The organism is Faecalispora sporosphaeroides DSM 1294, from assembly GCA_000383295.1.
GTDB lineage: Bacteria > Bacillota > Clostridia > Oscillospirales > Acutalibacteraceae > Faecalispora > Faecalispora sporosphaeroides.
This window is the reverse complement of sequence record KB911067.1, coordinates 416,998-441,709: the sequence shown is the minus strand read 5'-3', so window position 1 is coordinate 441,709 and position 24,712 is coordinate 416,998. Positions and strand designations below refer to the sequence as shown.

Sequence of the window (24,712 nt, the reverse complement as noted above, 5' to 3'; positions counted from 1 at the left end):
ACCAATATCCCGACGGCGCCTAGCGCCTGTGGCGTCATACTCCCGCGCAGCAAGGCCGAAGCAGCGCTTTGTGCGGCAGGGAAGGCATGGGGCCGTGCGCCGAATGCCTGCTTTTATTGGCAGGTGCTTTTGAGGGCCGGCTTCAGAATTTGTGAGAGCATCCCCTCACGGCGTTCGCGGAAGCGGGGGCTTTCGCTGTGCGTTTGCGGATCGGGATGAGATTTTTGCGGGCCTGGTCGGCGGTTCATGATATCCTGCCGAAGCAGGGGATAGAACAAAACAGAGCGGAGCGGTGAAATGGTAATCATGGGCATTGACCCGGGATATGCAATTGTGGGGTACGGCGTGGTGAGCGCGCTTTCGGGCAAATACCGCCCGATGGAATACGGCGCGATTACAACGCAGGCGGGCGAGGTGTTTGAAGACCGCCTGGTGTCGATTTACGACTCGGTGTGCGCGGTTCTGGCTCACAACCGGCCGGACGCGGTCTCGATAGAAAAGCTGTATTTTACGAACAATAAAACAACCGCAATCGGCGTTGCGGAGGCGCGCGGAGTGATTCTGCTGGCAGTGCGCAAGGCTGGAGTGCCGGTGTTTGAATACACGCCGCTTCAGGTAAAGCAGGCGGTCACGGGCTATGGGCAGGCGAAAAAGCCGCAGGTGATGGAAATGACGCGAAAGCTTTTGTGCCTGACAAAGCTGCCAAAGCCGGACGACACCGCAGATGCGCTCGCAATGGCGATCTGCCATGGGCAGGCGGCGGGCTCGCCCTTGCGCCGCGCCATGCTGTCGGGAGGAGTCAGATAAATGTTTTACAGTGTATCGGGCATCTTAATTCATGCGGAACCAAACCTTGCCGTGGTGGAGTGCGGCGGCGTGGGCTTTAAGTGTTTTACCTCCATGAACACGCAGCGCTCTTTGCCGCAGATTGGCGAGAAGGTTCGTCTGTTCACGCATCTGAGCGTGCGCGAGGACGCGCTCGATTTGTTCGGGTTTTATACGATGACGGAGCTCAACTGCTTTAAAATGCTCACCTCTGTCAGCGGCGTGGGCGCGAAGGTGGGCGTTTCAATTTTGTCGGAGCTGACGCCGGAGCAGGTCGCGCTCGCGGTGGCCTCGGGCGACAGCAAGTCGCTTTCCCGCGCCAGCGGGGTAGGCCCGAAGCTCGCGCAGCGCATCGCGCTGGAGCTCAAGGACAAAGTGAAAAAAATGGGCGTGGCGACGGCCTCCGCCGGGGAGGCGCTGGTGAACCCCGCGGCGGGCAACGCGGCCGGTGCGGTCAGCGCGCTGGCGGTGCTGGGCTGGTCGCCCACCGAGGCCGCGCAGATCGTCGGCCGGTTCGACAGCGCCCTCCCCGTGGAGGAGCTGATCCGGCTGTCGCTCAAATCGATGGGAGGGGGACGATAGGACATGGAATTTTCCGCTGAAAACGAGCTTGATCTGGAAAACCGTGTCGTCGCCCCCGACTATAATCCCGAGGACGCAGAGGTGGAGAACCCCCTGCGCCCGCGCGTGCTTTCGGAATACATCGGCCAGCAAAAGGTCAAGGAAAATCTTGCGGTGTTCATGGAAGCGGCCAAGCAGAGAAAAGAAACGCTCGACCATGTTTTGCTGTACGGCCCGCCGGGCCTTGGCAAGACGACGCTCGCGGGCATCATCGCGAACGAGATGGGCGTGGGGGTGCGCATCACCTCCGGCCCGGCGATTGAGAAGCCGGGCGATCTGGCGGCGATTCTAACGAACCTTTCCCCCGGCGACGTGCTGTTTATCGATGAGATTCACCGCCTGTCGCGCAGCGTGGAAGAAATTTTGTACCCGGCGATGGAGGATTTCGCGCTCGACATCATCACCGGCAAGGGGCAGATGGCGGCTTCTTACCACCTGCCGCTGCCGCCGTTTACGCTCGTGGGCGCGACAACGCGCGCCGGGCAGCTTTCGGCGCCGCTGCGCGACCGCTTTGGCGTGGTGCTGCGGCTGGAGCTGTATTCGGCGGAGGAGCTTGCGCAGATCGTCACCCGCAGCGCCGGAATCCTCGGCATCCCCATTGAGCCGGAGGGTGCTCTGGAGCTGGCGTCGCGTTCCCGCGGCACGCCGCGTATCGCGAACCGCCTGCTGCGCCGCGTGCGCGATTTCGCGCAGGTGATCAGCGACGGGGTCATTACGGTGGGGGCGGCGCGGCGCGCGCTCGAGAGGCTCGAGGTGGACGAAATCGGCCTTGACGCGAACGACCGCCGCATGCTGCGCACGATGATCGAGTATTACCGGGGCGGCCCGGTGGGACTCGACACGCTTGCCGCCGCCATCGGGGAGGAATCCGTTACGCTCGAGGATGTTTATGAGCCCTATCTCATTCAGATCGGCTTTTTGAGCCGCACGCCGCGCGGGCGCTGTGTGACGCGGTCGGCGTATTTGCATTTGGGCCTTACCCCGCCCGAGGATGTGGCGGGCGCGCAGCAAAAGCTGTTTTAATGCGTGGCAATGACTACGACTTTGATCTGCCTTTTGAATCTGGCATTACTTTAAAAAACGATTGAAGGATCGATGGGAGACGAAATATGGGAAGATTGTTTGGAACCGACGGCGCCAGAGGCGTCGCGAACGCAGATTTAACGTGCGAACTGGCGATGAATATCGGCCGCGCCGCGGCGATGGTATTGGGCAAGGGCGGCAAGCGCCACCCGAAAATCCTGATCGGAAAGGATACGCGCATTTCCTCCGACATGCTCGAAAGCGCGCTGGCCGCGGGCCTTTGCAGCATCGGCGCGAACGTGGTGCACCTGGGCGTGGTGCCTACCCCCGCAGTGGCCTATCTGGTGAAGAGGTACGGGGCCGACGCGGGCGTGATGATCTCCGCTTCGCACAATCCCTGCGAATTCAACGGCATCAAGATTTTCAGCGGCACCGGCTATAAGCTGCCCGACGCGCTTGAGGAGCAGATTGAGGCGATCGTGCTCGACCACGAGGAGAAGCCCCAGTTCCCCACCGGCGGCGAGATCGGCTCGATTTCCGCCGCGCCCCAGGCGCTGCGGGATTATATCGACCATGTGAAGAGCACGGTGCCGGAGGGCGCGCTCAAAGGTCTGCGCGTTGCGCTGGACTGCGCGAACGGCTCCTCCGCAATGACCGCGCAGACGCTGTTCACCGAGCTGGGCGCAGAGTGCCACATGCTCTCGGACACGCCGAACGGCGTGAATATTAACGACAACTGCGGCTCCACCCATATGGAGACGCTGATGGAATATGTAAAAGCGAATCATATGGACGCCGGCCTGGCGTTCGACGGCGACGCCGACCGCTGCCTTGCCGTGGATGAGCGGGGCCAGCTGGTGGACGGCGACTTCCTCATGGCGATCTGCGCGCTCGACCTGAAATCGCAGGGCCGCCTGGCGAAGAGCGCCGCGGTTGGCACGATCATGACGAACATGGGCTTTATCCGCTTCTGCGAAGAAAACGGCATCAAGTTTGCGGCCACAAAGGTGGGCGACCGCTACGTGCTGGAAGAAATGCTGCAGGAGGGCTATAACTTCGGCGGCGAGCAGAGTGGGCATATCATTTTCCTCGACCATGCCACCACGGGCGACGGTCAGATGACCGGCGTGCAGCTGCTGACGATCCTCAATCGCCGCAGGGCGCATCTGTCGAGTTTGGCCACGCTGATGGCCCGCTACCCGCAGGTGATGGTCAACGTGACCGTCAGCCGAGAGGGTAAGCTGCGCTTTTACACAGATGCCGAGGTCAACGAGGCGATTGAGCGCGCCAAGGCGCGATTGGGCACCAAAGGCCGCGTGGTGGTGCGTCCCTCCGGGACGGAGCCGCTGCTGCGCGTGATGATCGAGGGCGAGGATCACGACGAAATCAGCGCGCTGGCGCACGAGGTAGCCGATGTGGTGCGCAAGCGCCTGGCATAACGGAGGATTCATTTGAGAGCTGCAGACTGGAACGATTACGAACTGCTCGACGCTTCCGATGGGGAGCGGCTCGAGCGCTGGGGCGAGGTGATTCTGATTCGCCCCGACCCCCAGATCATTTGGAAGACCCCGCGCGAGCACCCGATGTGGAAGCGTGCCCACGCGCGCTACGTGCGCTCGAACACGGGCGGCGGGCGTTGGGAGGAATACCGCACGGTGCCGGGCATGTGGAAAATCAAATACCGCGAGCTGACGTTTCAGCTCAAGACCATGGGCTTTAAGCACACCGGCATTTTTCCCGAGCAGGCGGTCAACTGGGATTTTGTCATGAAGAAAATCCGGGAGGCCAACCGGCCGGTGAAGGTGCTGAATCTGTTCGGCTACACGGGCGCGGCCACGCTGGCATGCGCCTCGGCCGGGGCGGAGGTGTGCCACGTGGACGCCTCTAAGGGCATGGTGGCGTGGGCCAGGGAGAACGCGGCGGCTTCGGGCCTTTCGGACAGGCCCGTCCGCTGGCTGGTGGACGACTGCGTTAAATTTGTGCAGCGCGAGCAGCGCCGAGGCAACACCTACGACGGCATTATTATGGATCCGCCCTCCTACGGGCGCGGGCCGGGCGGCGAGGTGTGGAAGCTCGAGGAGCAGCTGTATCCGCTGGTGCAGCTCTGTGTGCCGCTGCTTTCAAAAGGCGCGTTGTTTTTCGTACTGAATTCGTACACTACGGGGCTGTCCCCTTCGGTGATGGCCTATTTGCTGGGAACCCTGCTCCAGACGAGGCTCGGCGGCTCCGTTTCGGCGGATGAAATCGGCCTTCCGGTTACGCAGAGCGGTCTGGTGCTGCCCTGCGGCAATACCGCAATCTGGGCAGGTTAAACCTGCATATGCGTCGCGGAACGGCAAGCAGAGAAAACTATCTGTTCTCACGCGGAAACAACCTTGTGACAAGCTGCCGAACGCACCTCTGCGAACCAACGAGAGCGCTCTGAAAATGATCGCTGCCGCACGGAAGCGGAGAGTTGCTTTTCTGCACTGATTGGACGAGTGGGCATTTTCAATGGAGCGCCTTTCCGGAGGCTGTCGTTTGCAATGTTAGTGGCTGTTAGACAAGCGGATTCCAAAGGTGTCCTTTGGCGAATCTTTGCTTCCTTTCTTTTCGCAAGAAAGGAAGGGCCGGCCCCGGCCTGAGGGGCAAGCCCGCGCAAGCGGAAATCCTGCGGTTGGCCGCAAAAAAACCTTTTGCACATGGCAGAACAAGAAGCTATCTTCCCTGTTACGGGGGGCAAGCTAAGAAATCTATTGCGAGATGCAAGAAAAGAAGGCATATCCTTCTTGAAAATGGAGCGACTATGGAATATCTCAAGGCGGAACATGTATCGTTTTTTTACGATGCGGCGGAAGAAGGGGAACAGGCGCAGCAGGTGCTGCGCGACGTTTCGATGGAAATCGGGAAGGGCGAGTTCGTCGCTCTTTTGGGGCATAACGGTTCGGGAAAATCCACCATGGCCAAGCACTTTAACGCCATGCTGCTGCCCAGCGGCGGACGGGTGTATGTGGATAAAATGGACACGATGGACGAAAACCTGAAATACGAAATCCGCCGGCGCGTGGGGCTGGTGCTGCAAAATCCCGACAATCAGCTGGTGGCCAGCATTGTGGAGGAGGATGTGGCGTTTGGACCGGAAAATCTGGGCGTTCCGCCGGCGGAAATCCGCCGGCGGGTGGATGCGGCGCTTGAGACTGTGGGAATGTCGGAATATGCTTCGCACTCCGCGCACAAGCTTTCCGGCGGGCAGAAGCAGCGCGTCGCCATCGCGGGCATCATCGCCATGGAGCCGGACTGCATCGTGCTCGATGAGCCGACCGCCATGCTCGACCCCCGCGGCCGCACGGAGGTCATGGAGACCATCCGCCGGTTAAACCGCGAACACGGCATCACGGTAGTGCTTATTACCCACTATATGGACGAGGCCGTTCAGGCCGACCGGGTGATCGTGATGGACAGCGGCGAAATTCTGCTGGAGGGCGCGCCCCGCGAGGTGTTCTCTCATGTGGAGCTGCTGCGGCAGCACAGCCTGGATGTACCGCAGGCCACGGAATTGCTGTACCGGCTGGGCAAGGCCGGCTGTACCGTGCCCGAGGGCGTTTTGAACGAAGAGGAATGTGTGGCCGCTCTGGAGCTGCTGCTGAACGAATAAACTTTCTGCACCCGCAGAGTGATGCAGAAGATTCGTTGATCCGCGAAACGGAGGAACAATATTTCATGGTCATATTGGAGACAAAAGAGTTAACATACCGGTACGGTGTGGGCACCCCACTGGAGCAGGTTGCGGTGGACAACGTGAGCATTTCGATCCGTCGGGGCGAATTTTTGGGCGTGATCGGCCACACCGGCTCGGGAAAATCCACGCTGATTCAGCAGCTCAACGGTCTGATGCGGCCGACCTCGGGACAGGTGTTGTTAAACGGGAACGACATCTGGGCAGAGCCCAAGAAAATCCGCGCGGTGCGTTTTCAGGTGGGGCTGGTGTTCCAGTACCCCGAATACCAGCTGTTTGAAGAAACCGTGTTTCGCGACATTTGCTTTGGCCCGCGCAACATGGGGCTTTCGGAGGAAGAGATCAAGGAGCGCGCGCTCGGCGCGGCGGAGTTCGTCGGCCTGAGACCGGAGCTGCTGGAAAAATCGCCGTTTGAGCTTTCGGGCGGCGAGAAGCGCCGCGCGGCGATTGCCGGTGTGGTCGCCATGGACCCCGAGGTGCTGATTCTGGATGAGCCCGCCGCGGGGCTGGATCCGCAGGGACGAGACCAACTGCTCGACCAGATCCGCAGCTATCACCAAAAGCGCGGCAACACGGTGCTTTTGGTATCGCACAGCATGGAGGACATTGCCCGCGTGGCGGACCGCGCGCTGGTGATGAATCGCGGAAAGGCCGCGATGCTCGACACCGTGCAGCAGGTGTTTTCGCGCCGCAGCGAGCTTGAACACATGGGCCTGCGCGTGCCGCAGATCACAAAAATCATGAGTCTGCTGCGCGCCAAGGGCTACCCTGTGAGCGAGGGCGCACTCACGGTGGACGAGGCGCTGCGCGACTTGCTGCCGCTGCTGCGGAAAAGGGGGTGCGTGCGATGATCCGGGACATTACGCTCGGCCAGTATTTTCCGGGGAAATCCCTTGTTCACCGCATGGATGCCCGCGTCAAAATCGTACTGACCTTTGTCTTTATCATTTTCATTTTTATTGCGAATAATCTGCCCGCCATGCTGCTGATGGTGGGAATGGTGCTGTGCGCTATGCTGCTTTCGGGCATTTCGGTGCGCCAGTATCTCAAAAGCCTCAAGGCCGTCATCATTGTGGTGGCGCTTACGTCGGTGCTGAACCTCTTTTATGGCAGCGGCGATATTCTGGTGCAGTGGGGCTTTTTAACCATTCGTACCGGCGGTGTGATCAACTGCATATTTATCGCGGTGCGCATTATCAGTTTGATTCTGTTCAGCTCGGTGCTGACGTTCACCACGTCCCCGACCGATTTGACCGACGCGCTCGAGCGCATTATGAAGCCGCTGAAGGTCTTTCACGTGAAGGTGCACGAGATTGCGATGATGATGACGATCGCGCTTCGCTTTGTGCCGACGCTGCTGGAGGAAACCGATAAAATTATGAGCGCGCAGAAGGCGCGCGGGGCCGATATGGAGAGCGGCGGGGCCATTCAGCGGGCCAAGGCGCTGATCCCGATTCTGATTCCGCTGTTTGTGTCGTCGTTCCGCCGGGCTTATGAGCTGGCGATGGCGATGGAGTGCCGCTGCTACCGCGGCGGCGAGGGCCGCACGAAAATGAAGAGCCTGCATATGACGGCTCTGGACGGATGGGCGGTTGCGATTTCTTCCGCTGCGTGCGTCGGTGTGGCACTGTGCGTTGCGCTGCTGCCCAGCCTGTTTTAACGGGAGGGAGCGGTATGCGGAACATTCTTTTTAACATCAGCTACGACGGGTCTGCCTACCACGGGTGGCAGGTGCAGAACAACGCCGTTTCGGTGCAGGAGGTCTTTCAGCAGGCGATGCTCCAGGTGGTGGGCTGTGTGCCGGACATAAAGGCCTGCAGCCGAACCGATACGGGCGTGCATGCCCGGCAGTTCTGCATCAGCGCGAAGATCGAACGCGACATTCCGTGCGAGCGGCTTACGCCCGCGATGAATCATTTTCTGCCGCCGGATGTGGCGGTGCTTTCCTGCCGGGAGGTGCCGATGGATTTTCACGCCCGCTATTCCTGCCGGGGCAAGGAATATGTCTACCAGATCTGGAATGCCCCGGTACGCGACCCGTTTTTGTATGGTTACGCCCTGCACTACTGGTACCCCATGGATTTGGAGAAGCTCAACCGCGCGGCCGCGCATTATATTGGCACGCACGATTTTACCTCGTTCTGCACGATCGACGCGCGCGACGCCGGCAATATGGTTCGCACCGTTACCAAGGCCGAGGTGAGCCGCGAGGGGAACATGGTGCGCTTTACCGTGGCGGCGAACGGCTTTTTGTACCACATGGTGCGCATTATGGCGGGCACGCTGCTGCGCGTGGCCCAGGGAAAATTTGAGCCGGAGCGGATTCCGCGGATTCTGGAGCAGCGCAACCGCCACATAGCGGGGCCAACGGCTCCGCCCTGCGGGCTGTACCTGAACCGCGTTTTTTACGATGAGGAAGTGATGGGATGACCCCAAAAACCAGAGGAAAGCGCTTTGCGGACGACGAGAGCGATTTGGAGGAGCTGGGCCGCGAGGGGAATCCGAATGCCCGGGAACGCCGGGAGAGGGTCGTGTTTCCGCAGATGCCCCGCTGGCTGTACCGCGTGATTCTGATTCTGCTGATTTCGGTGGCGGGCCTGCTCGTGTGGTTCAACCGCGACAACCTGTCGCCGCAGAACATCGGCGGGTGGATTCAGTCGAAGGTGGTGGGCATGGGCATGGGCGACGGTTACCCCGCCGTGCTCGACAACGGCCGCAACGTGGCGCCCGGCAATTTTTTTGCCGCGGACAAAAATGTGGCAGTGGTCAGCGATACCTCGGTTACCTTGCTCAATTCCACCGCCAAGGAGCTGGTGCGCCGCCAGCACAGCTTTTCCAACCCCGTGGCAAAGGTCTGGGGCCAGCGCGTGCTGGTGTATAATCTGGGCGGCACGGGCTATCAGGTGGAGAGCATCTCCAGGGCGGGAGAGCGCCGCATTGCCGACGCGGAGATTCTCGCCGGCGCGATTGCCGGCAACGGGCGCGTGGCCCTGGCGACCGAAAGCCAGGGGTACTACTCCCGCATGACGGTGTACGGGGAAAACGGCAAGGCGTTTTATACTTACGATTTTTCGGAATATTACATTACCCATATCGCCTTGAACCGAAGCGGCACCCGCGCCGCCGTGGCCGGGGTGGCCGCGAAAAACGGCGCGATGGTCTCCGTGGTGTATCTGTTCGATTTCGGCAGCCCCAAGCCGGTGTCGCAGCTTGTGTATCAGGATAATCTGATGCTTTCACTCGACTACGGACAAAACGGAGTCATTGTTGCGGTGGGCGACCGGCTCACGAGCGTTATTTCGGAAAGCGGTGAAAAAACGGATTACAGCTACGGCTCGCAAAGCTATCTTGCCGGTGCGGTCGACAACGGCCGCACGGCGCTTCTGCTTTCTCCCTACGCCAATGCGGATTCCGCCAGTCTGGTGCTGCTCGATGCGAAGGGCAGGCAGGTGTCTTCGGTGCCGCTGGGGCAGAACGCGGGGGGAGTGTCGCTGTACGGCGATACCGCCGCGGTGCTGCTTGCCGATGAAACAATTCGCGCCTACACCGCGTCCGGCGGCGCGCTGAAGGGTACCTGCGGCGCGGGGAAGGATGCCCGCGCGCTCACGCTGCGGGACGAAAGCTCTGTGTATATACTCGGCTTCAGCGAAATACGCCTGGAGCATTTTACCTCGCAGGAGGGGCAGAATACGGCACAAAACGCCGCCGGCGGCGCAGCCTCCGGTTCGTAAACGAACGGCGCTTTCCCTTGGCCTTTGGCAGGGGGAAAACGCTGTTTTTTGCCTTTATCGGCAGGAGGAATATTTACACTTTGTTTTTTTTCTCACCTTGCCGTACTATTTGCTTTGTGATATATTATTAGAGAGTAATCTCACTCCAAAAGGGGTTCTGCGTCAATAAATGAAAAATCTTCCCCCGGGTGCGCAGGAAGAACAAAGCCGCTTTTTGGAAAGCGGGATCGTTGAAAAGAAGGCCTGCTCGGCGGGTTTTCAAATTTGGGAGGTTGCCTGTGAGCTTCATTGATTTAATACTGATTGCGATCCTCACCTGGTTTACGATTGTGGGCTGTGAAAAAGGGCTGATCCGTTCTCTTGCCGGGTTTGTCGGCTATTTGGCCGCCTCTGTTGCGGCGGCTGTGATCGGCCGCATGGCGGCGGGCGCTTTGTACCAAAATTTTATTTACGACAATCTGGTGGGGAAAATTACGGAGACCCTGCAGAGCACGGCGGGCCAGGGAGCCGAGCAAAAGGTACAGGCTCTTCAGGATTCGCTGCCGGCTTTTCTTCGCACCGGCCTTTCCGGCGACGGCTTTTTGTCGGCGCTTGACAGCTCGATCGAAAAGGCCGCGCCGCAGATCGCCAATTTGCTGTCCCCCTCGGTTATCGGCTTTACGCGGCTGGTGATTACGGTGGTTTTGTTTTCCGCCCTCTATTTTGTCGTGCGTATTCTGATGCGCGTGATCGGTTCGGCGTTCCGCCTGCCGATTCTTCGCCAGATTGACATGATGGCCGGCGGCGTGGTCGGCTTTCTCAGCGGCTGCGCAATTGCGCTGCTGCTCTGCATGCTGCTGCAGCTCGCCCTGCCCATGATGAAGGACGGATTGTTCGGCGTTACGCAGGAAGGGCTCAAGTCCTCTTGGGTTTACCAGACACTTTATGAAAAAAGTCCGGTTAATTTCCTGTTCCCTGAGGAATAATGGGAGATAGCCCAGAGGCAGATGGGAGTGGAGAAATGAGGGACATCAATAAGAATATCACGGTTCCGAATGCGCTTTCGGTTTTTCGGATTTTGCTGATTCCGCCGTTTGTACTGTATTTTTTGGCGCAGCAGTGGCGCGCCGCCGGCGTTGTGCTGGTGGTATCCGGTCTGACGGATTTGGTGGACGGCTATATTGCTCGCCGATTTCATCAGATCACTGAGCTGGGCAAGCTGCTCGACCCACTGGCGGATAAGCTGACGCAGGCTGCCGTGGCGATTTGCATGGCCGTTGTGGAGCCGGTTCTGGTGCCGTTTCTGGCGGTGTTCGTCATCAAGGAGACGCTGATGATCATAGCGGCCTGCGTGCTGCTCAAGCGAAAAAAGCGTCCCACGGCCGCAAAGTGGTACGGCAAAGTGGCCACAACGATGTTTTACGTTTCGTTTGCGGTTATTTACGTGCTGAAGGGCTTTTTTGAATACGAAAACTTTTACCTTACCATTACGCTGTTATCGGCTACCGTCGGAATGATGGTTTATGCCTTTCTTCGATATTTAAAGATTTTCTGGACGACGCTTCACTCAAAGGACCCCAGGGATACCGTTGACCTGGAGCTGAAGGCCAGACGCACCATTTCCCGCAAGCAGGGATGATGGTGTGGGTTTGCCCCAATTTCGCCGCAGGGCAGCACCTCCAAAATCACCCGTAGCGGCAGCGGAGGAAAGAATTCACAAGATGATTTGTTCAAGATGCAAAAAACGCCCGGCCGTTGTGTTTGTTGCCTCCAGTGCAGACGCAAAGGACGCCAGAGGATACTGCCTCAAGTGTGCCAGAGAGATGGGGATTCAGCCCGTAAAGGACATGATGAACCAGATGGGCATTACGGAGGATCAGCTGGAGACAATGGAGGATCAGCTCGACGAGATGATGGGCGGACTGTCGGAGACCTCCAGCGACAGCGAAGGCGACGGCTTTGTGCCCGGCGGCGCGGCTACGTTCCCGCTCATTCAGAGCATGTTCGGCGGCAATAAGCCCGCCCCGGAATCCGCCGGGGAAACGACCCAGACCGCGGAGCACAAAAAACCCGAAAACAAAAAAAAGCGCCGCAATATTGACACGTACTGCACTGATCTGACAAAGCGGGCCAGAAACCACGAGATCGACCGCATTGTTGGCCGCGACCAGGAGATTGCCCGCGTGATTCAGATTCTGTGCCGCAGAACAAAGAACAATCCCTGTCTGATCGGTGAGCCCGGCGTGGGCAAAACCGCGATTGCGGAGGGTCTTGCCATTCGCATTGCGCAGGGCAATGTGCCCGCCCGCCTGCGCAAAAAAGAAATCCACCTGCTCGACCTCACCGCGCTGGTGGCCGGCACGCAGTTCCGCGGCCAGTTTGAAAGCCGCATCAAGGGGCTGGTGGACGAGGTCAAGGCCGACGGCGACGTGATTCTGTTCGTGGACGAGGTGCATAATCTGGTTGGTACCGGCGACGCCGAGGGCTCCATGAACGCCGCCAATATTTTGAAGCCCGCTCTTTCCCGCGGCGAAATTCAGGTGATCGGCGCGACCACCTTTACCGAGTACCGCAAGTACATTGAAAAAGACAGCGCGCTCGAAAGGCGGTTTCAGCCCGTGAAGATCGGCGAGCCGTCCGTAGAGCAGACGACGCAGGTGCTGTTGGGCATTAAGAGCTATTACGAGGATTTTCACCGCGTGCATGTGCCGGATGATGTCATCCGCCGTGCGGTGGTGCTCTCTGAGCGGTATATCAACGACCGCTTTCTGCCCGACAAGGCGATCGACCTGCTGGATGAGGCGTGCGCGAGCGCCGCGCTGCGCAACCAGAAGATGGCGGACTACGACGCCGCCGTGTTCCGTTTGGATTCCCTGCGCCAGAAGGAAACCGACCTGACCGCCGACGGGGTGGACCCGGACTACGAGAAGCTGGCGCAGGTGCGCTACGAAATCGCCAGCCTGGAGGAAAAAACCCGCCAGCTGATGCCCGAGGCGCTCGGCGCGGATGTCGGGCTTGAGGATTTGGCCCGCGTGATCGAGCTGTGGACGGGAATTCCCGCCAGCCGCGTGCAGGAAAGCGAACTGAAAAAGCTTGCCGGGCTCGAGGAGCTCCTCAATAAAAAGGTGATCGGGCAGGAGGAAGCCGTCTCCGCCGTTGCCGCGGCCATCCGCCGCAGCAGGGTGCAGATCAGTCCCCGCCGCCGCCCGGCCTCGTTCATCTTCGTCGGCCCAACCGGCGTGGGAAAGACCGAGCTGGCAAAGGTGATCTCGAAGGAGCTGTTCGATACGCCCGAAACGCTGATCCGGCTCGATATGTCTGAGTTTATGGAGAAGCACTCCGTCTCGCGCATCATCGGTTCGCCGCCCGGCTATGTGGGCTACGACGAGGCGGGTCAGGTGACCGAAAAGGTGCGCCGCCGGCCGTATTCCGTGCTGCTGTTCGACGAGATTGAAAAGGCGCATCCCGACGTAATGAATATTCTGCTCCAGATTCTGGACGAAGGCCGGATCACCGACGCGCAGGGACGCACCGTGAATTTTGAGAACACGATCATTGTGATGACCTCGAATGCGGGCAGCGAAAAACGCGAGGGCGCGCTCGGTTTTGCCAAGACGGACGCCGACGTGAGCCGTGAAAAAACGATGAAGGCGCTTTCCGAATTCCTGCGGCCCGAGTTTTTAAGCCGTGTGGATGAGGTGATCGTATTCCGCGCGCTGAACGCGGAGGATTACAAAAAGATCGCCGCGCTGATGCTCGACGAATGCACCGCGGCCCTCACCGAGCGCGGGATTCGCTTTGCTTACGACGAAAAGGCCGTGAAATGGCTGGCGGAGCACGCCGTTGGCGGCAAGAGCGGTGCGCGTGATCTGCGCAATCTGATCCGCCGCAAGGTGGAGGACCGCATCACGGCCGAGATCGTGGAGCATAGCGATTCGTCTTTGTCGGGAATTGCCGTAACAGAAGAAAACGACGAAATAAAGTTGCAAATAATTTGATGCTTATCTTGACAATTTGTCTTGGAGCGTGTTATAATCTATGACGTCGCTTTGATTGCGGGTGTAGTTCAGTGGTAGAACTCCAGCCTTCCAAGCTGGTCGTGTGGGTTCGATTCCCATCACCCGCTCCAAGACATTCGCGCCAATAGCTCAGCAGGATAGAGCAACTGCCTTCTAAGCAGTAGGCCAGGGGTTCGAATCCCTTTTGGCGCGCCATATATGGTGGATGTAGCTTAGCTGGTTAAAGCGCCAGTTTGTGGCACTGGAGATCGTGGGTTCGAATCCCATCTTCCACCCCACTTGATGAGGCGAGGCAAAGATGAAAATTTTTGCCTCGTTCTTATTACCATTTTTAATCTGTAATGGGCTGTAGCCAAGCGGTAAGGCAACGGACTTTGACTCCGTCATCGCGATGGTTCGAATCCATCCAGCCCAGCCACCAGCCAAAAGCTGGACACAAGTTGCGCACTCACGTTTTGTGGGTGCGTTTTGTTTTGTGCCCGGTAACAGGTTTATATGCAAAGCAGGAAGTTACTCCACTGAAAGGGGTGTCGGTTTTTGCCGACGCTCTTTCGTTTTTCCGGTGTGTATGTGAGCCTTCTATTTGAGTAATTCGTCGTATGATGTTCCAAGCACATCACGAATTCCGCGAAGCTGTGTTGCGTAGATATGTTGTATCCCCCGCTCGATTTTTACGAGAGTTTCCCGCGTCATCTCTACGTTGGAAAGCTGAAGCTGGCGAACCAATTCTGTTTGACCGATCTTCTTTTTCAGTCTGATCTCTCTGATGTTTCGGCCGATATGAATTTCATCCTGCTTGATCTTTTGATTGCTCATCATTATGCCCTCCACGTTGAACTGGTTTTAGTCCATTTATCTTGTTATATTTTTAAAATATTTGAGCCATGCTGTTTTTTAACAAAACCCATCAGCGGTTCAAAAGCCACACGCCCAGACTACTATTATGGCACAAAACAAAAATCAAATCCTACCCCGGCGCAATCTGTCTAAAAAGCCAAAACAAGAAAACGATTCTTTTATTTCGCCGCGTTCTATGATATACTGGCTTTTATCGATGGAGAAAAACCAAAAACCTGTAGTGGCAATCATGCGCTTCCTGAACTGCGCCGCTTGCCGCAGCAAGGACGGGAAAGGGGTATGGAAAGATGATATTCCGAAACGGAGAGCGTTCCGACAAGGCAGAGCTGATCGAAATGCGCGTGGAATACCTGAAAGAGGATTGGGGAGCTCTGACGGAGGAACAGGAAACGGCGATCAGAAATCAACTGCCGGACTATCTGGAACGTCATCTGGGAGGAAATCTGACCGCCTATGTGGCCGAGGAAAACGGACGTTTGGCCGGGACGGTGCTGATGATGGTTGTGGAAAAGCTCGCGGGGCCGTCTGCGATCAACGGCAAAACCGGAACGCTGATGAACGTTTATGTTCGCCCTGAGTACCGTAAGCTGGGTCTGGGTGCAAAGTTGGTCACCATGGCGCTGGAGGATGCGCGGCGAAAAGAACTGTGCCATGTCGATCTTCATGCAACGGTGCAGGGAAAGAAATTATATGAATACCTTGGGTTTGAAAGGTCAGAATCACACTATACCCCCATGGTGTTCAAGCTGTAGCCGGAGCACACCAGATGCTGCGTGAAAGAGGAGCGCTTGCTGCCGCCTGAATTGTTTCGGGTACTCTTTCGCGCGGCATTTTGCGGCCATTCTGCTTTGAAACAAGCGATGGAATCGTTCTGAAGCGCACGGCAAACCGCCGCCGATCGTCAATGAGTGCCGGGAAGGGGCGCCGAGAGGATCCCAGCTTGAAACCAGACGATTTTTTAATGACTATAGAAAAATGACGGCTGGCGGTTGACACGGCGGTAAGGATGTAGTAATATAGGGCTTAACAATTCATATATGATTACTACGGTATAAATGGAACTCTTTTCCGGGAACGCCGTATCATAGAAAAAGTATCTCAACATATTTTTCAAAGTAAAATTTGATACGATATATGAGGAAGGAATCGGATTTTGGACTTTGAGTTTATCAGACAAAATGTGCCCATGTATCAGACTGCGGCGCTGCTGACACTGCGAATCGCGCTGTGGGGCGTTTTGTTTTCGTTTTTGCTCGGGCTGTTCTGCAGCCTGATTCAATATTATAAGGTTCCTGTGCTGCGCCGGATCATTGGCGTTTACATTGAGCTTTCCCGCAATACGCCGTTGCTGGTGCAGCTGTTTTTTCTGTATTTCGGCCTGCCGAAGCTGGGCGTCGTCATCAGCTCCGAAAGCTGCGCCGTGATCGGGCTGGCGTTTCTGGGCGGCAGCTATATGGCAGAGGCGTTCCGCAGCGGGCTCGAATCTGTGGAGAAGGGCCAGCTGGAGGCCGGGCTCAGCATTGGGCTGGGGCATTCGCAGATCATTCGCTATGTGGTGCTGCCGCAGGCGCTTTCCGTTTCGGTTCCCGCGCTGTGCGCGAACGTGATTTTTTTGATCAAGGAGACATCGGTGTTCAGCGTGGTGGCTCTGGCGGATTTGATGTATGTCGCCAAGGATTTGATTGGCCTGTACTACAAGACGGATGAGGCGCTGTTTTTGCTTGTGACCTCGTATCTCGTCATTTTGCTGCCGATTTCGATTGCTTCTTCGCTTTTGGAAAGGAGGCTGCGCTATGCAGGATTTGGGAATTAACATTCTGCTCGACGGGCGCAATCTCGTCCGGCTGCTCGAGGGCCTTTGGGTCACGGTGCGAATTGCGCTGCTTTCCGTGGCGGTCTCGATGGTGCTCGGCGTTCTGCTCGGCATGGTGATGACGCTGAAAAATCCGGTTACGAAGGCGCTTTCGCGCGTGTACCTTGAAACGGTGCGCATTATGCCGCAGCTGGTGCTGCTGTTTCTGGTGTATTTCGGCGTGACGAAAACGTTTGGCGTCCATCTTTCGGGCGAGGTCTCCGCGATCATTGTGTTCGTGTTCTGGGGAACGGCGGAGATGGGCGACCTGGTGCGCGGCGCGCTGATTTCGATCCCGAAGCACCAGTACGAGAGCGGCCGGGCGCTCGGCCTGACCGGCGTGCAGATTTACCGCTACATCATCATTCCGCAGACGATCCGGCGCCTGCTGCCGCTTGCAATTAACCTGGCCACCCGTATGGTCAAAACCACCTCCCTGATCGTGCTGATCGGCGTGGTGGAGGTGCTCAAGGTGGGCCAGCAGATCATAGAGGCGAACCGATACACGGCGCCCAGCGCGGCCTTGTGGATTTACGCCGCGATTTTCTTCCTGTATTTTCTGGTGTGCTTCCCCATTTCGCGTTTGGCGGGAAAACTGGAAAAAAGATGGCAGGACTAAGAGGAGTGCAACAGATGGAGAAAACAGATGCTTTGCTGGAAATCCGGCATCTCAAAAAGGATTACGGTTCCGCCGATGTGCTGCGGGATGTTTCGCTGACGGTCAGCCGCGGCGAGGTGGTTGTGGTGATCGGGCCCTCCGGCTGCGGCAAAAGCACCCTGCTGCGATGTATTAACGGGCTGGAGCCCATCCAGTCCGGTGAAATTTTGCTCGACGGGCAGGTGCTGACGGACGGCACCGCCAAGTGGAGCCAGGTTCGGCAGAAAATCGGCATGGTATTTCAGAGCTACGAGCTGTTTCCCCATATGACGGTGATGGAAAATGTTTTGCTCGGCCCGCTCAAGGTGCAGGGTCGTAAGAGAGAAGAAGCCGAAAAAATGGCGGAAACCCTGTTGGAACGCGTGGGCCTTCTGGAAAAGAAGAGTTCCTTTCCCCGCCAGCTTTCGGGCGGGCAGAAGCAGAGAGCCGCGATTGTGCGCGCTCTGATGATGCAGCCGGAAATCATGCTGTTTGACGAGGTGACGGCGGCTCTCGACCCCGAAATGGTGCGCGAGGTGCTCGACGTGATGCTGGAGCTTGCAAAGGGCGGGATGACCATGGTGATCGTCACGCACGAGATGCAGTTTGCCAGAGCGATCGCCGACCGCGTGATCTTTATGGACGGCGGTGAGATCGTGGAATCCGGGGAGCCGGAAGAGTTCTTTACAAAGCCGAAAACAGAACGGCTTCAGCGCTTTTTGAATATCTTTACTTTTGAGTAACCGGAAAGAGGGATTATTGATGAAAAACAGAATCAAAGCCTTATCGCTCGCACTCGCACTGACACTGTCCGTTGGCCTGCTCGCGGGCTGCTCGTCAAACAAAGCGGCTTCCTCCGCTGCCGGCACGGATGCTTCTTCCGCCGCGCAGGGCACCGGTGGCAGCACCGCCCGCTCCGTGGACGAAATCAAGAAAAGCGGCAAGGTCATCATCGGCGTATTCAGCGACAAAAACCCCTTCGGCTATGTGGATGCAAACGGCAAGTATCAGGGCTACGACGTTTACTTTGCGGAGCGCATCGCAAAGGATTTGGGCGTTGAGCCGGAATACGTTTCTCTGGAGCCCGCCAGCCGTGTGGAATACCTGAAAACAGGCAAGGTTGACATTGTGCTCGCCAACTTTACCGTAACCAAAGAGCGTGCCGAGGCGGTCGATTTTGCACTGCCCTACATGAAGGTCGCTCTGGGCGTCGTCAGCCCCGAAAAGAACCTGATTACCGATGTGAAGCAGCTCGCCGGCAAAAAGCTGATCGTTGCGAAGGGCACGACCGCAGAGACTTATTTTACTGCGAACCACCCCGAGATCAATCTGGTGAAGTTTGACCAGTATACCGAAACCTATAACGCTCTGCTCGACGGGCGCGGCGATGCGTTCTCCACCGACAACACGGAGGTTCTGGCCTGGGCGCTGCAGAATCCCGGCTTTAAGGTGGGCATTGAAAGCCTGGGCGACGTCGATACCATTGCTCCCGCGGTGCAGAAGGGCAACAAGGAGCTGCTCGACTGGCTGAATGAGGAAATTAAGACGCTGGGCAAAGAGAACTTCTTCCACAAGGACTTTGAAGAGACGCTGAAGCCCGTTTACGGTAACGCGGTCGCCCCCGAGAACCTGGTGGTTGAGGGCGGAGATGTAAAATAAGCTTCTGCCCTAAAACAGAATAGTTCAGGTGACCTGCGGCGAAGTGTTTCTTCGGCGCAGGTTCTTTTTATCCTGCTTTTGCCGGCGCAGATTCAAATCGCCGGGCGCAGTCTGTCCTGCGCAGATGGGATTTTTAGCAGAAAATACATCATAATTGTTTATAGATTAAAGAGCGTCAGATTTGAGAATGTGCCTGAATCCACATAAAAGAATAAAAAGCCGGATTATATGTTTCTAAAACACTAAAACGAAAGAAATTTGGCAAGAAAGTGGAGCGAGCCCCCTGATTTATCAAGAATACAATAATAATCAATTTTTGTTGATGATAAAGGGATAGACGAATATGAGACGCGCCGAGATTGGAATAAAAAAGCTTCTATGCTAAAATAGGCGGGTGTTAGTAACATCCGTCGCGGGCACGGCCCGCTGGGAAAAAGGGGAGTTTTTATGGATAAATTCAGATCCTGGACGGGAACGTTCCTGCTGGCCATATTGGCGGGGATCAGCATCGGCATCGGCTGCGTGATTTACATGACGCAGGAAAATGCCGTGACAGGAGCCTTTCTGTTTTCGGTTGGACTGATGACGATTTTGGTATTCCGGTGGAATCTGTTCACGGGGAAAATGGCGTATATTTCGTACCGCGACCCGCAGAAGGTGCTCTGGCTGCTTTTGATCTGGCTGGGCAACCTGTTGGGAACCTTTTTGATGAGTGCGGTCATGTCCGCCACGCGTCAGGGGGCAAAGCTGCACGAAAAGGCGGTGCATCTGGCGGAGATCAAGCTGGGGGACAGTCTGCCCAGCCTGTTTATTCTGGGAATCTTCTGCGGCCTTTTGATGTATGTGGCGGTGGAGGGCTACCGCAGCAATCCGCACCCCGTGGGAAAATACCTGGGGATCGTATTCAGCGTGATGGTCTTTATTCTGAGCGGCTTTGAGCACTGCGTCGCCGACATGTTCTATTTCTGGATGGCCGGCGTGCTGGAGGATGCGCTTCTCAGTCTGGTGGTGATCACGCTCGGCAATGTGGTCGGCGGGGCCGGCTGCGCCGCGCTCCACCGATTGTGCGGACGGCTGATTGAAGAGCCGGAGCCGGCCAAGGCGGAATAGCCGCTTCTTACCTTGCATTTGGAACCCGGAAACAATCATGGCCGGCCTGAATTGCGGCGAGCCGAATCCGCTTACCTGGCCGGTACTGCGCGATTTCGCGTCGTGCTATGCCGCCTGCCCAGACTGGGTGACCGAGCTCGGCATGCGCACGCTGGCGTTTGCGCGCGATGGGGACCGGAAGGTGATTTCCGGCGAATCGGGCGCCGTGGGGCTCAGTTTGCTCGTGCATTTATGCCTTGCGCCGGAAATGCGCGCCGAGCGGCAGCGCATGGGTCTGGATGAAGACGCGACCGTTCTGCTGTTCAGCACCGAGGGCGACACAGACCCCGAGGTCTACCGCAGAATTGTGAAAGCGGAGGGCAGTCAATCAAACGAATTCCATGGCGTGGCTTTTGAAAGGCCGCGCTGTTTTTTTATTTAGAACGCTGCTCTGTCGATTTCAGAAAGTTTTTTAACAAATAATCCGCTCCAAGCTTGAAATTTCATCAAAATTTGTGTAAAATATATTGGACAATATCAAATCGGTATGCTTGTATTGATCCAGAATTATCTGGAAAACTGATAAAGTGAGGGAGCATCATGTCAAATAGACTGTTTCAGGGAGTTATTCACCAAATGCGCGACGCGATTGACAGAACGATCGGCGTCATTGACGAGACCTCGGTTATTATTGCCTGCAGCGAGCTGGGTCGTATCGGTGAAGTGAACGAAAGCATTACTCCGGACACCATTGCTTCGCCCAATCCCTTTGTGGTAGGAGGATATACCTACAAGTCTTTTGGCAGCCGCCCCCGCCCGGAATATGCTGTGTTCGTTTCGGGCAGCGACAGCGAAGCGATGAAGTATGTAAACCTGCTCTCGATTTCTCTGAGCAGCATCAAGCAGTATTACGACGAGAAATATGACCGCAGCAATTTCATCAAGAACGTGATTCTCGACAACATACTGCCCGGCGATATTTACCTGAAGGCCCGTGAGCTGCACTTCAATTCGGACGTGAGCCGCGTGTGTATGCTGATCAAGATTTCAAACAAATCCGATATTTCGGCCTACGATGTGATTCAGAATCTGTTCCCCGACAAGAACAAGGATTTCATCATCAATATCAACGAAACCGATATCGCGCTGATCAAGGAGATTCGCACCGGCATTGAGCCGAAGGATCTTGACAAGCTGGCCAGCTCGATTGTAGACACGCTCTCGAGCGAATTCTACACTCACTGCGTTGTGGGCATCGGCACCATTGTTGTGGGCATTAAGGATCTGGCGCGCTCCTTTAAGGAAGCGCAGGTCGCGCTCGAGGTCGGCAAGGTGTTCGACACCGAAAAATCCATTGTCAGCTACGACAATCTGGGCATTGCCCGTTTGATTTACCAGCTGCCCACCACCCTGTGCGAAATGTTCCTGAAGGAGGTATTCAAGCGCGGCTCGATCGAATCGCTCGACCATGAAACGCTGTTCACGATTCAGCGCTTTTTTGAAAACAACCTGAACGTTTCCGAAACGTCGCGTAAGCTGTTCGTTCACCGCAACACGCTCGTTTACCGTTTGGAAAAAATCAAAAAAATCACCGGGCTGGATCTGCGCGAGTTCGAGGACGCGATTGTGTTTAAGGTAGCTCTGATGGTCAAGAAATATCTCTCCTCGAATCCGGTAAAATTCTGACGGAAAAGAATTAAAATATTACAGAAAAATTACAAATTTATTCTTTTCCGGAACAATAAATCTTTCGCCCATTGGTATTATGTAAACATACCAATGGGTGTTGATTTTTAGGGAGAATGGTGCCGTTTTGCGGGGCGTTTTGGCGCGCCCGGCGGCATTCGCACGGGGAAATTTATTTTTTGGAGCGATAACATTGATAGAATTTATAGATGTTTTTAAAACCTACGGCAATGGCACAGAAGCGCTCCGGGGCGTGAATCTGAAGGTGGAAAAGGGCGAATTCGTCTTTATCGTGGGCTCTTCCGGGGCGGGCAAAAGCACCTTTTTAAAGCTGATTACCTGTGAGGAAGCACCGAACAGCGGCGAGATCATCGTCAACGGCCGAAAGCTTTCTACCGTGAAGAAAAGGGACATCCCCTACGTGCGGCGCACAATGGGAATGGTGTTTCAGGATTTTCGTCTGATTGACAAAATGACGGTGTTCGACAATGTGGCGTTTGCCATGCACGTGGTGGGGGCTTCTCAGCGGGAGATCAAAAAGCGCGTGCCGTACATATTGAATTTGGTGGGGCTGAAGGAAAAAATCAATTGCCGCCCGAAGGAGCTCTCCGGCGGAGAGCAGCAGCGGGTGGGGCTTGCGCGCGCGCTGGTGAACAACCCCAGCATGATTATTGCGGACGAGCCTACCGGCAACATTGACCCGGCCCTTTCGTTTGAAATCGTGGGCCTTTTGAGTGAAATCAACCGCAGGGGTACCACCGTGCTGATGGTCACGCACGAGCACCGGCTCGTGAAGCATTTTCGCCGCCGCGTGGTGGAAATTCACGACGGGCTGGTGGTGGCCGACAGCTGCAATCTTGCTTTGGAGGTACCCGATGAGAATTAGCAGTGTCAAGTATTTGCTCAAGGAGGGCGTCAGGAACGTATGGGTCAACCGCATGATGGCCTTTGCCTCCATTGGCGTTCTGGTGGCGTGCCTTCTGATGACGGGAGCGGCCACGCTGTTTTCGATGAACCTGAACATGGCCATGCACACGCTGGAAAGCGACAACTCCGTTACCGTTTATATGGCGAACGATCTGCCCACACTCAAATCGGTGCAGGTGGGCGAGGAGATCAAAAAGCTGGACAATGTGGAAAGCTGCGAGTTTGTTCCAAAGGGCGAGGCACTGGAGGCGCTGATGAAGTCCATGGGCGACGACGGCAGCGTGTTCAGCAGCCTTTTGGGCGACGATAACCCCCTGAACGACGTGTTCAAGGTAAAAATGAAAGACCTTTCCCAATATAAGGAAACCGCAAAGAAGATCAGCTCGCTGGAGGGGGTCTACAAGGTTCGCGATTATTCCGATGTGGCCGCAAAGCTGACCAGTCTCGACCACCTGGTGACGACGGCCGGCTTCTGGATCGTGCTGATCCTCAGCCTGGTTTCGGTGTTCATCCTTTCCAACACCATTCGGATTACGATGTTCTCGCGCCGGCTGGAGATCAGCGTGATGAAATCCGTGGGTGCGACGAACAGCTTCGTTCGCGTGCCGTTTGTGGTGGAGGGAATTCTGATCGGCCTGTTTTCGGGCCTTTTGGCCAGCGGCCTGCTGGCGCTGATCTACGATAAAACCCTGAAAACCATTACGGGCATTGTCCCCTTCTTCCAGCCGCTGCCGCTCGGAAATGTGATGGGACAGATCGTATTGTTGTTTATTGCCGCGGGCGCCCTGTTCGGCGCGCTGGGCGGCGGCATTTCCATCGGTAAATATCTGAAGGGAGGAAATTCCATTGGCTGGTAAAGGCAGGCGTTCGATTCTGGCACTTGCGCTGGCGGTGATTGTCGCTTTTTCGTTGGTCCCGCCGGGGGCGCAGGCCAGCTCCACGATCAATCAGCTGCAGCAAAAGCAGAGCCAGCTGAAAAAGCAGCAGGAGGCCACCGCGGCCAAGCTCAAGCAGCTGAAGGCGGACAAAGCCAAGCAGCAGGAGTATAAGAACACGCTGGATACGCAGGTGCAGACCGTGCAGAGCCAGATCGACACGCTGAACGATCAGGTGGCCGCGCTGGATGCGGACATCAAAGAGAAGGAATCGCAGATTGCGGAAAAGCAGAAGAGCATCGAAGCAAACATTGAGCAGCTCAAGCAGCGCGTGCGCGCCATTTATCTGCTGGGAGAATCCTCTCAGCTTGAAATGATTCTTGGGGCGCAGGATATGGTGGATTTTCTCGATAAAACGGAGCTGGTGCGCTCGATTTCGCAGCATGACCAGCAGGTGATTCAGACGCTGAAAACCGATATGGCCTCGATTAAAACACAGAAGGAGCAGATCGAGCAGAACCGGCAGAACGTGGCGCAGGCCAAAAAGGAGCTGGACTCCAAAAACACGGAGCTTTCGGGCCTGCTGGCGGAAAGCTCGCGCGTTCTGACGGAGCTTTCGGCCAATGTGGTCAGCACCAATTCGGAAAATAATCGCCTGGCTGCCGAACGCAAAAAGGTGGATGCCGAGATTGATCGGTGGTACAAGGAGTATTACGCCAGCATCAAGGACAATAATAAGAACAATCAGGCCAGCGGCGGCTATGTCAGCAAGGGGCAGTTTGCCTGGCCGGTTCCCGGTTATACGAAGATCACCTCCTATTGGGGAGACGGCCGCGGGCACAAGGGCATCGACATCGCCGGCTCCGGCATTTACGGCAAGCCAATCGTCGCGGCGGACAACGGCAGGGTGATTCTTGCAAATCACAGCGGCTGGGGCGGCGGCTACGGCCTTTGCGCTTACATAGACCACGGCGGCGGATATTCCACCCGCTATGGCCATGCAAGCAAAATTATCGTCAGCACCGGCGACGTGGTCAAAAAAGGCCAGGTGATTGGCTATGTGGGCAGCACCGGCGATTCCAGCGGCCCGCACCTGCATTTTGAGATCCGCGTGAACGGTGTTGCACAGAACCCGATGAAGTGGTTCGGCTAAACGAAAACAGGCGGTCGGTTTCTTCCCCGCCTTTGGGGGAAACGTCGATTTCTTCCCAAAGGC

The 24,712-nt window shown here is 56.6% G+C and carries 25 protein-coding genes and 4 tRNA genes; 28 read left to right on the top strand and 1 reads right to left on the bottom strand.

Translation table 11 applies throughout. The annotated features are described in order from the left end of the window. Positions 1-297: 297 nt before the first annotated feature. The 17 genes from ruvC to G340_RS0105670 all read left to right on the top strand — a co-directional run bounded on the left by ruvC (position 298) and on the right by G340_RS0105670 (position 14,331). The gene (gene ruvC, locus G340_RS0105755) at positions 298-807 is read left to right on the top strand and encodes a crossover junction endodeoxyribonuclease RuvC (protein WP_020072704.1); all 510 of its coding nucleotides are present in this window, start codon (positions 298-300) and stop codon (positions 805-807) included. Continuing rightward, on the top strand, positions 808-1,407 hold the full coding sequence (gene ruvA / locus G340_RS0105750; RefSeq protein WP_020072703.1) for a Holliday junction branch migration protein RuvA: 600 nt from the start codon (positions 808-810) through the stop codon (positions 1,405-1,407). Between the two features lie 3 nt (positions 1,408-1,410). Next, entirely contained in the window at positions 1,411-2,469 is a 1,059-nt protein-coding gene (gene ruvB / locus G340_RS0105745; RefSeq protein ID WP_020072702.1) for a Holliday junction branch migration DNA helicase RuvB, read from the top strand. Positions 2,470-2,555: 86 nt separating this feature from the next. Next, positions 2,556-3,908: a phosphoglucosamine mutase gene (glmM, locus tag G340_RS0105740; protein WP_020072701.1), complete on the top strand. Its 1,353-nt coding sequence runs from the start codon at positions 2,556-2,558 to the stop codon at positions 3,906-3,908. Positions 3,909-3,920: 12 nt separating this feature from the next. Continuing rightward, a complete protein-coding gene (locus G340_RS0105735; RefSeq protein WP_020072700.1) occupies positions 3,921-4,781 on the top strand; it encodes a class I SAM-dependent methyltransferase in 861 nt (286 codons plus the stop codon). A 473-nt stretch (positions 4,782-5,254) separates the two neighbouring features. Further along, entirely contained in the window at positions 5,255-6,103 is an 849-nt protein-coding gene (locus tag G340_RS0105730; protein ID WP_020072699.1) for an energy-coupling factor transporter ATPase, read from the top strand. A 65-nt stretch (positions 6,104-6,168) separates the two neighbouring features. After that, positions 6,169-7,035: an energy-coupling factor transporter ATPase gene (locus G340_RS0105725; RefSeq protein WP_027103880.1), complete on the top strand. Its 867-nt coding sequence runs from the start codon at positions 6,169-6,171 to the stop codon at positions 7,033-7,035. Beyond that, entirely contained in the window at positions 7,032-7,844 is an 813-nt protein-coding gene (locus G340_RS0105720) for an energy-coupling factor transporter transmembrane component T family protein (RefSeq protein WP_020072697.1), read from the top strand. Before G340_RS0105725 ends, G340_RS0105720 begins: the two co-directional genes overlap by 4 nt. Before the next feature lie 14 nt (positions 7,845-7,858). Further along, positions 7,859-8,614, top strand: a complete 756-nt coding sequence (gene truA, locus G340_RS0105715; protein ID WP_020072696.1) for a tRNA pseudouridine(38-40) synthase TruA — start codon at positions 7,859-7,861, stop codon at positions 8,612-8,614. Further along, positions 8,611-9,915, top strand: a complete 1,305-nt coding sequence (locus G340_RS0105710) for a DUF5711 family protein (protein ID WP_020072695.1) — start codon at positions 8,611-8,613, stop codon at positions 9,913-9,915. The genes truA and G340_RS0105710 overlap by 4 nt, the downstream gene beginning before the upstream one ends. A 278-nt stretch (positions 9,916-10,193) precedes the next feature. Then, complete coding sequence (locus G340_RS0105700) at positions 10,194-10,880, top strand: CvpA family protein (RefSeq protein ID WP_020072693.1); 687 nt, start codon at positions 10,194-10,196, stop codon at positions 10,878-10,880. A 35-nt stretch (positions 10,881-10,915) separates the two neighbouring features. Further along, positions 10,916-11,533, top strand: a complete 618-nt coding sequence (locus G340_RS0105695; protein WP_020072692.1) for a CDP-alcohol phosphatidyltransferase family protein — start codon at positions 10,916-10,918, stop codon at positions 11,531-11,533. An 82-nt stretch (positions 11,534-11,615) separates the two neighbouring features. Further along, positions 11,616-13,892 carry an ATP-dependent Clp protease ATP-binding subunit gene (locus G340_RS0105690; protein WP_020072691.1) on the top strand — a complete coding sequence of 759 codons (2,277 nt, stop codon included), beginning with the start codon at positions 11,616-11,618 and terminating at the stop codon, positions 13,890-13,892. A 57-nt stretch (positions 13,893-13,949) separates the two neighbouring features. Then, a tRNA-Gly gene (locus G340_RS0105685) sits at positions 13,950-14,023 on the top strand. 8 nt (positions 14,024-14,031) lie between these two features. Then, positions 14,032-14,108: transfer RNA gene (locus G340_RS0105680), tRNA-Arg, on the top strand. 6 nt (positions 14,109-14,114) lie between these two features. After that, positions 14,115-14,191 (top strand) — tRNA-His (locus G340_RS0105675). Positions 14,192-14,255: 64 nt separating this feature from the next. Continuing rightward, positions 14,256-14,331 (top strand) — tRNA-Gln (locus tag G340_RS0105670). A 161-nt stretch (positions 14,332-14,492) separates the two neighbouring features. Here the strand turns inward: G340_RS0105670 and G340_RS0105665 are convergent. Beyond that, on the bottom strand, positions 14,493-14,729 hold the full coding sequence (locus G340_RS0105665) for a helix-turn-helix domain-containing protein (RefSeq protein WP_020072690.1): 237 nt from the start codon (positions 14,727-14,729) through the stop codon (positions 14,493-14,495). Positions 14,730-15,058: 329 nt separating this feature from the next. On the opposite strand from G340_RS0105665, the gene G340_RS0105660 reads away from it, so the two are divergent. From G340_RS0105660 to G340_RS0105610, 11 genes are all read left to right on the top strand, one after another. Then, positions 15,059-15,523 (top strand): GNAT family N-acetyltransferase, encoded by a 465-nt coding sequence (locus G340_RS0105660; protein ID WP_020072689.1) that lies wholly within the window; start codon positions 15,059-15,061, stop codon positions 15,521-15,523. Positions 15,524-15,924: 401 nt separating this feature from the next. Beyond that, complete coding sequence (locus G340_RS0105655; RefSeq protein ID WP_020072688.1) at positions 15,925-16,584, top strand: amino acid ABC transporter permease; 660 nt, start codon at positions 15,925-15,927, stop codon at positions 16,582-16,584. Then, positions 16,565-17,242 carry an amino acid ABC transporter permease gene (locus G340_RS0105650; protein WP_020072687.1) on the top strand — a complete coding sequence of 226 codons (678 nt, stop codon included), beginning with the start codon at positions 16,565-16,567 and terminating at the stop codon, positions 17,240-17,242. The genes G340_RS0105655 and G340_RS0105650 overlap by 20 nt, the downstream gene beginning before the upstream one ends. Before the next feature lie 14 nt (positions 17,243-17,256). Further along, the gene (locus G340_RS0105645) at positions 17,257-18,003 is read left to right on the top strand and encodes an amino acid ABC transporter ATP-binding protein (protein WP_020072686.1); all 747 of its coding nucleotides are present in this window, start codon (positions 17,257-17,259) and stop codon (positions 18,001-18,003) included. Positions 18,004-18,022: 19 nt separating this feature from the next. Continuing rightward, positions 18,023-18,919 carry a cysteine ABC transporter substrate-binding protein gene (locus tag G340_RS0105640; RefSeq protein WP_020072685.1) on the top strand — a complete coding sequence of 299 codons (897 nt, stop codon included), beginning with the start codon at positions 18,023-18,025 and terminating at the stop codon, positions 18,917-18,919. Between the two features lie 447 nt (positions 18,920-19,366). Then, a complete protein-coding gene (locus G340_RS0105635; protein WP_020072684.1) occupies positions 19,367-20,029 on the top strand; it encodes a formate/nitrite transporter family protein in 663 nt (220 codons plus the stop codon). 37 nt (positions 20,030-20,066) lie between these two features. Then, positions 20,067-20,450: a PALP domain-containing protein gene (locus G340_RS0105630; protein ID WP_020072683.1), complete on the top strand. Its 384-nt coding sequence runs from the start codon at positions 20,067-20,069 to the stop codon at positions 20,448-20,450. Positions 20,451-20,608: 158 nt separating this feature from the next. After that, positions 20,609-21,694 (top strand): PucR family transcriptional regulator, encoded by a 1,086-nt coding sequence (locus G340_RS0105625; protein WP_027103879.1) that lies wholly within the window; start codon positions 20,609-20,611, stop codon positions 21,692-21,694. Positions 21,695-21,887: 193 nt separating this feature from the next. Then, positions 21,888-22,580: a cell division ATP-binding protein FtsE gene (gene ftsE, locus G340_RS16450; protein WP_033402198.1), complete on the top strand. Its 693-nt coding sequence runs from the start codon at positions 21,888-21,890 to the stop codon at positions 22,578-22,580. Next, a complete protein-coding gene (ftsX, locus tag G340_RS0105615; protein ID WP_020072681.1) occupies positions 22,570-23,478 on the top strand; it encodes a permease-like cell division protein FtsX in 909 nt (302 codons plus the stop codon). Before ftsE ends, ftsX begins: the two co-directional genes overlap by 11 nt. After that, positions 23,468-24,649, top strand: coding sequence for a murein hydrolase activator EnvC family protein (locus tag G340_RS0105610; RefSeq protein WP_020072680.1), 1,182 nt, complete (start codon positions 23,468-23,470; stop codon positions 24,647-24,649). Before ftsX ends, G340_RS0105610 begins: the two co-directional genes overlap by 11 nt. Positions 24,650-24,712 lie beyond the last annotated feature (63 nt).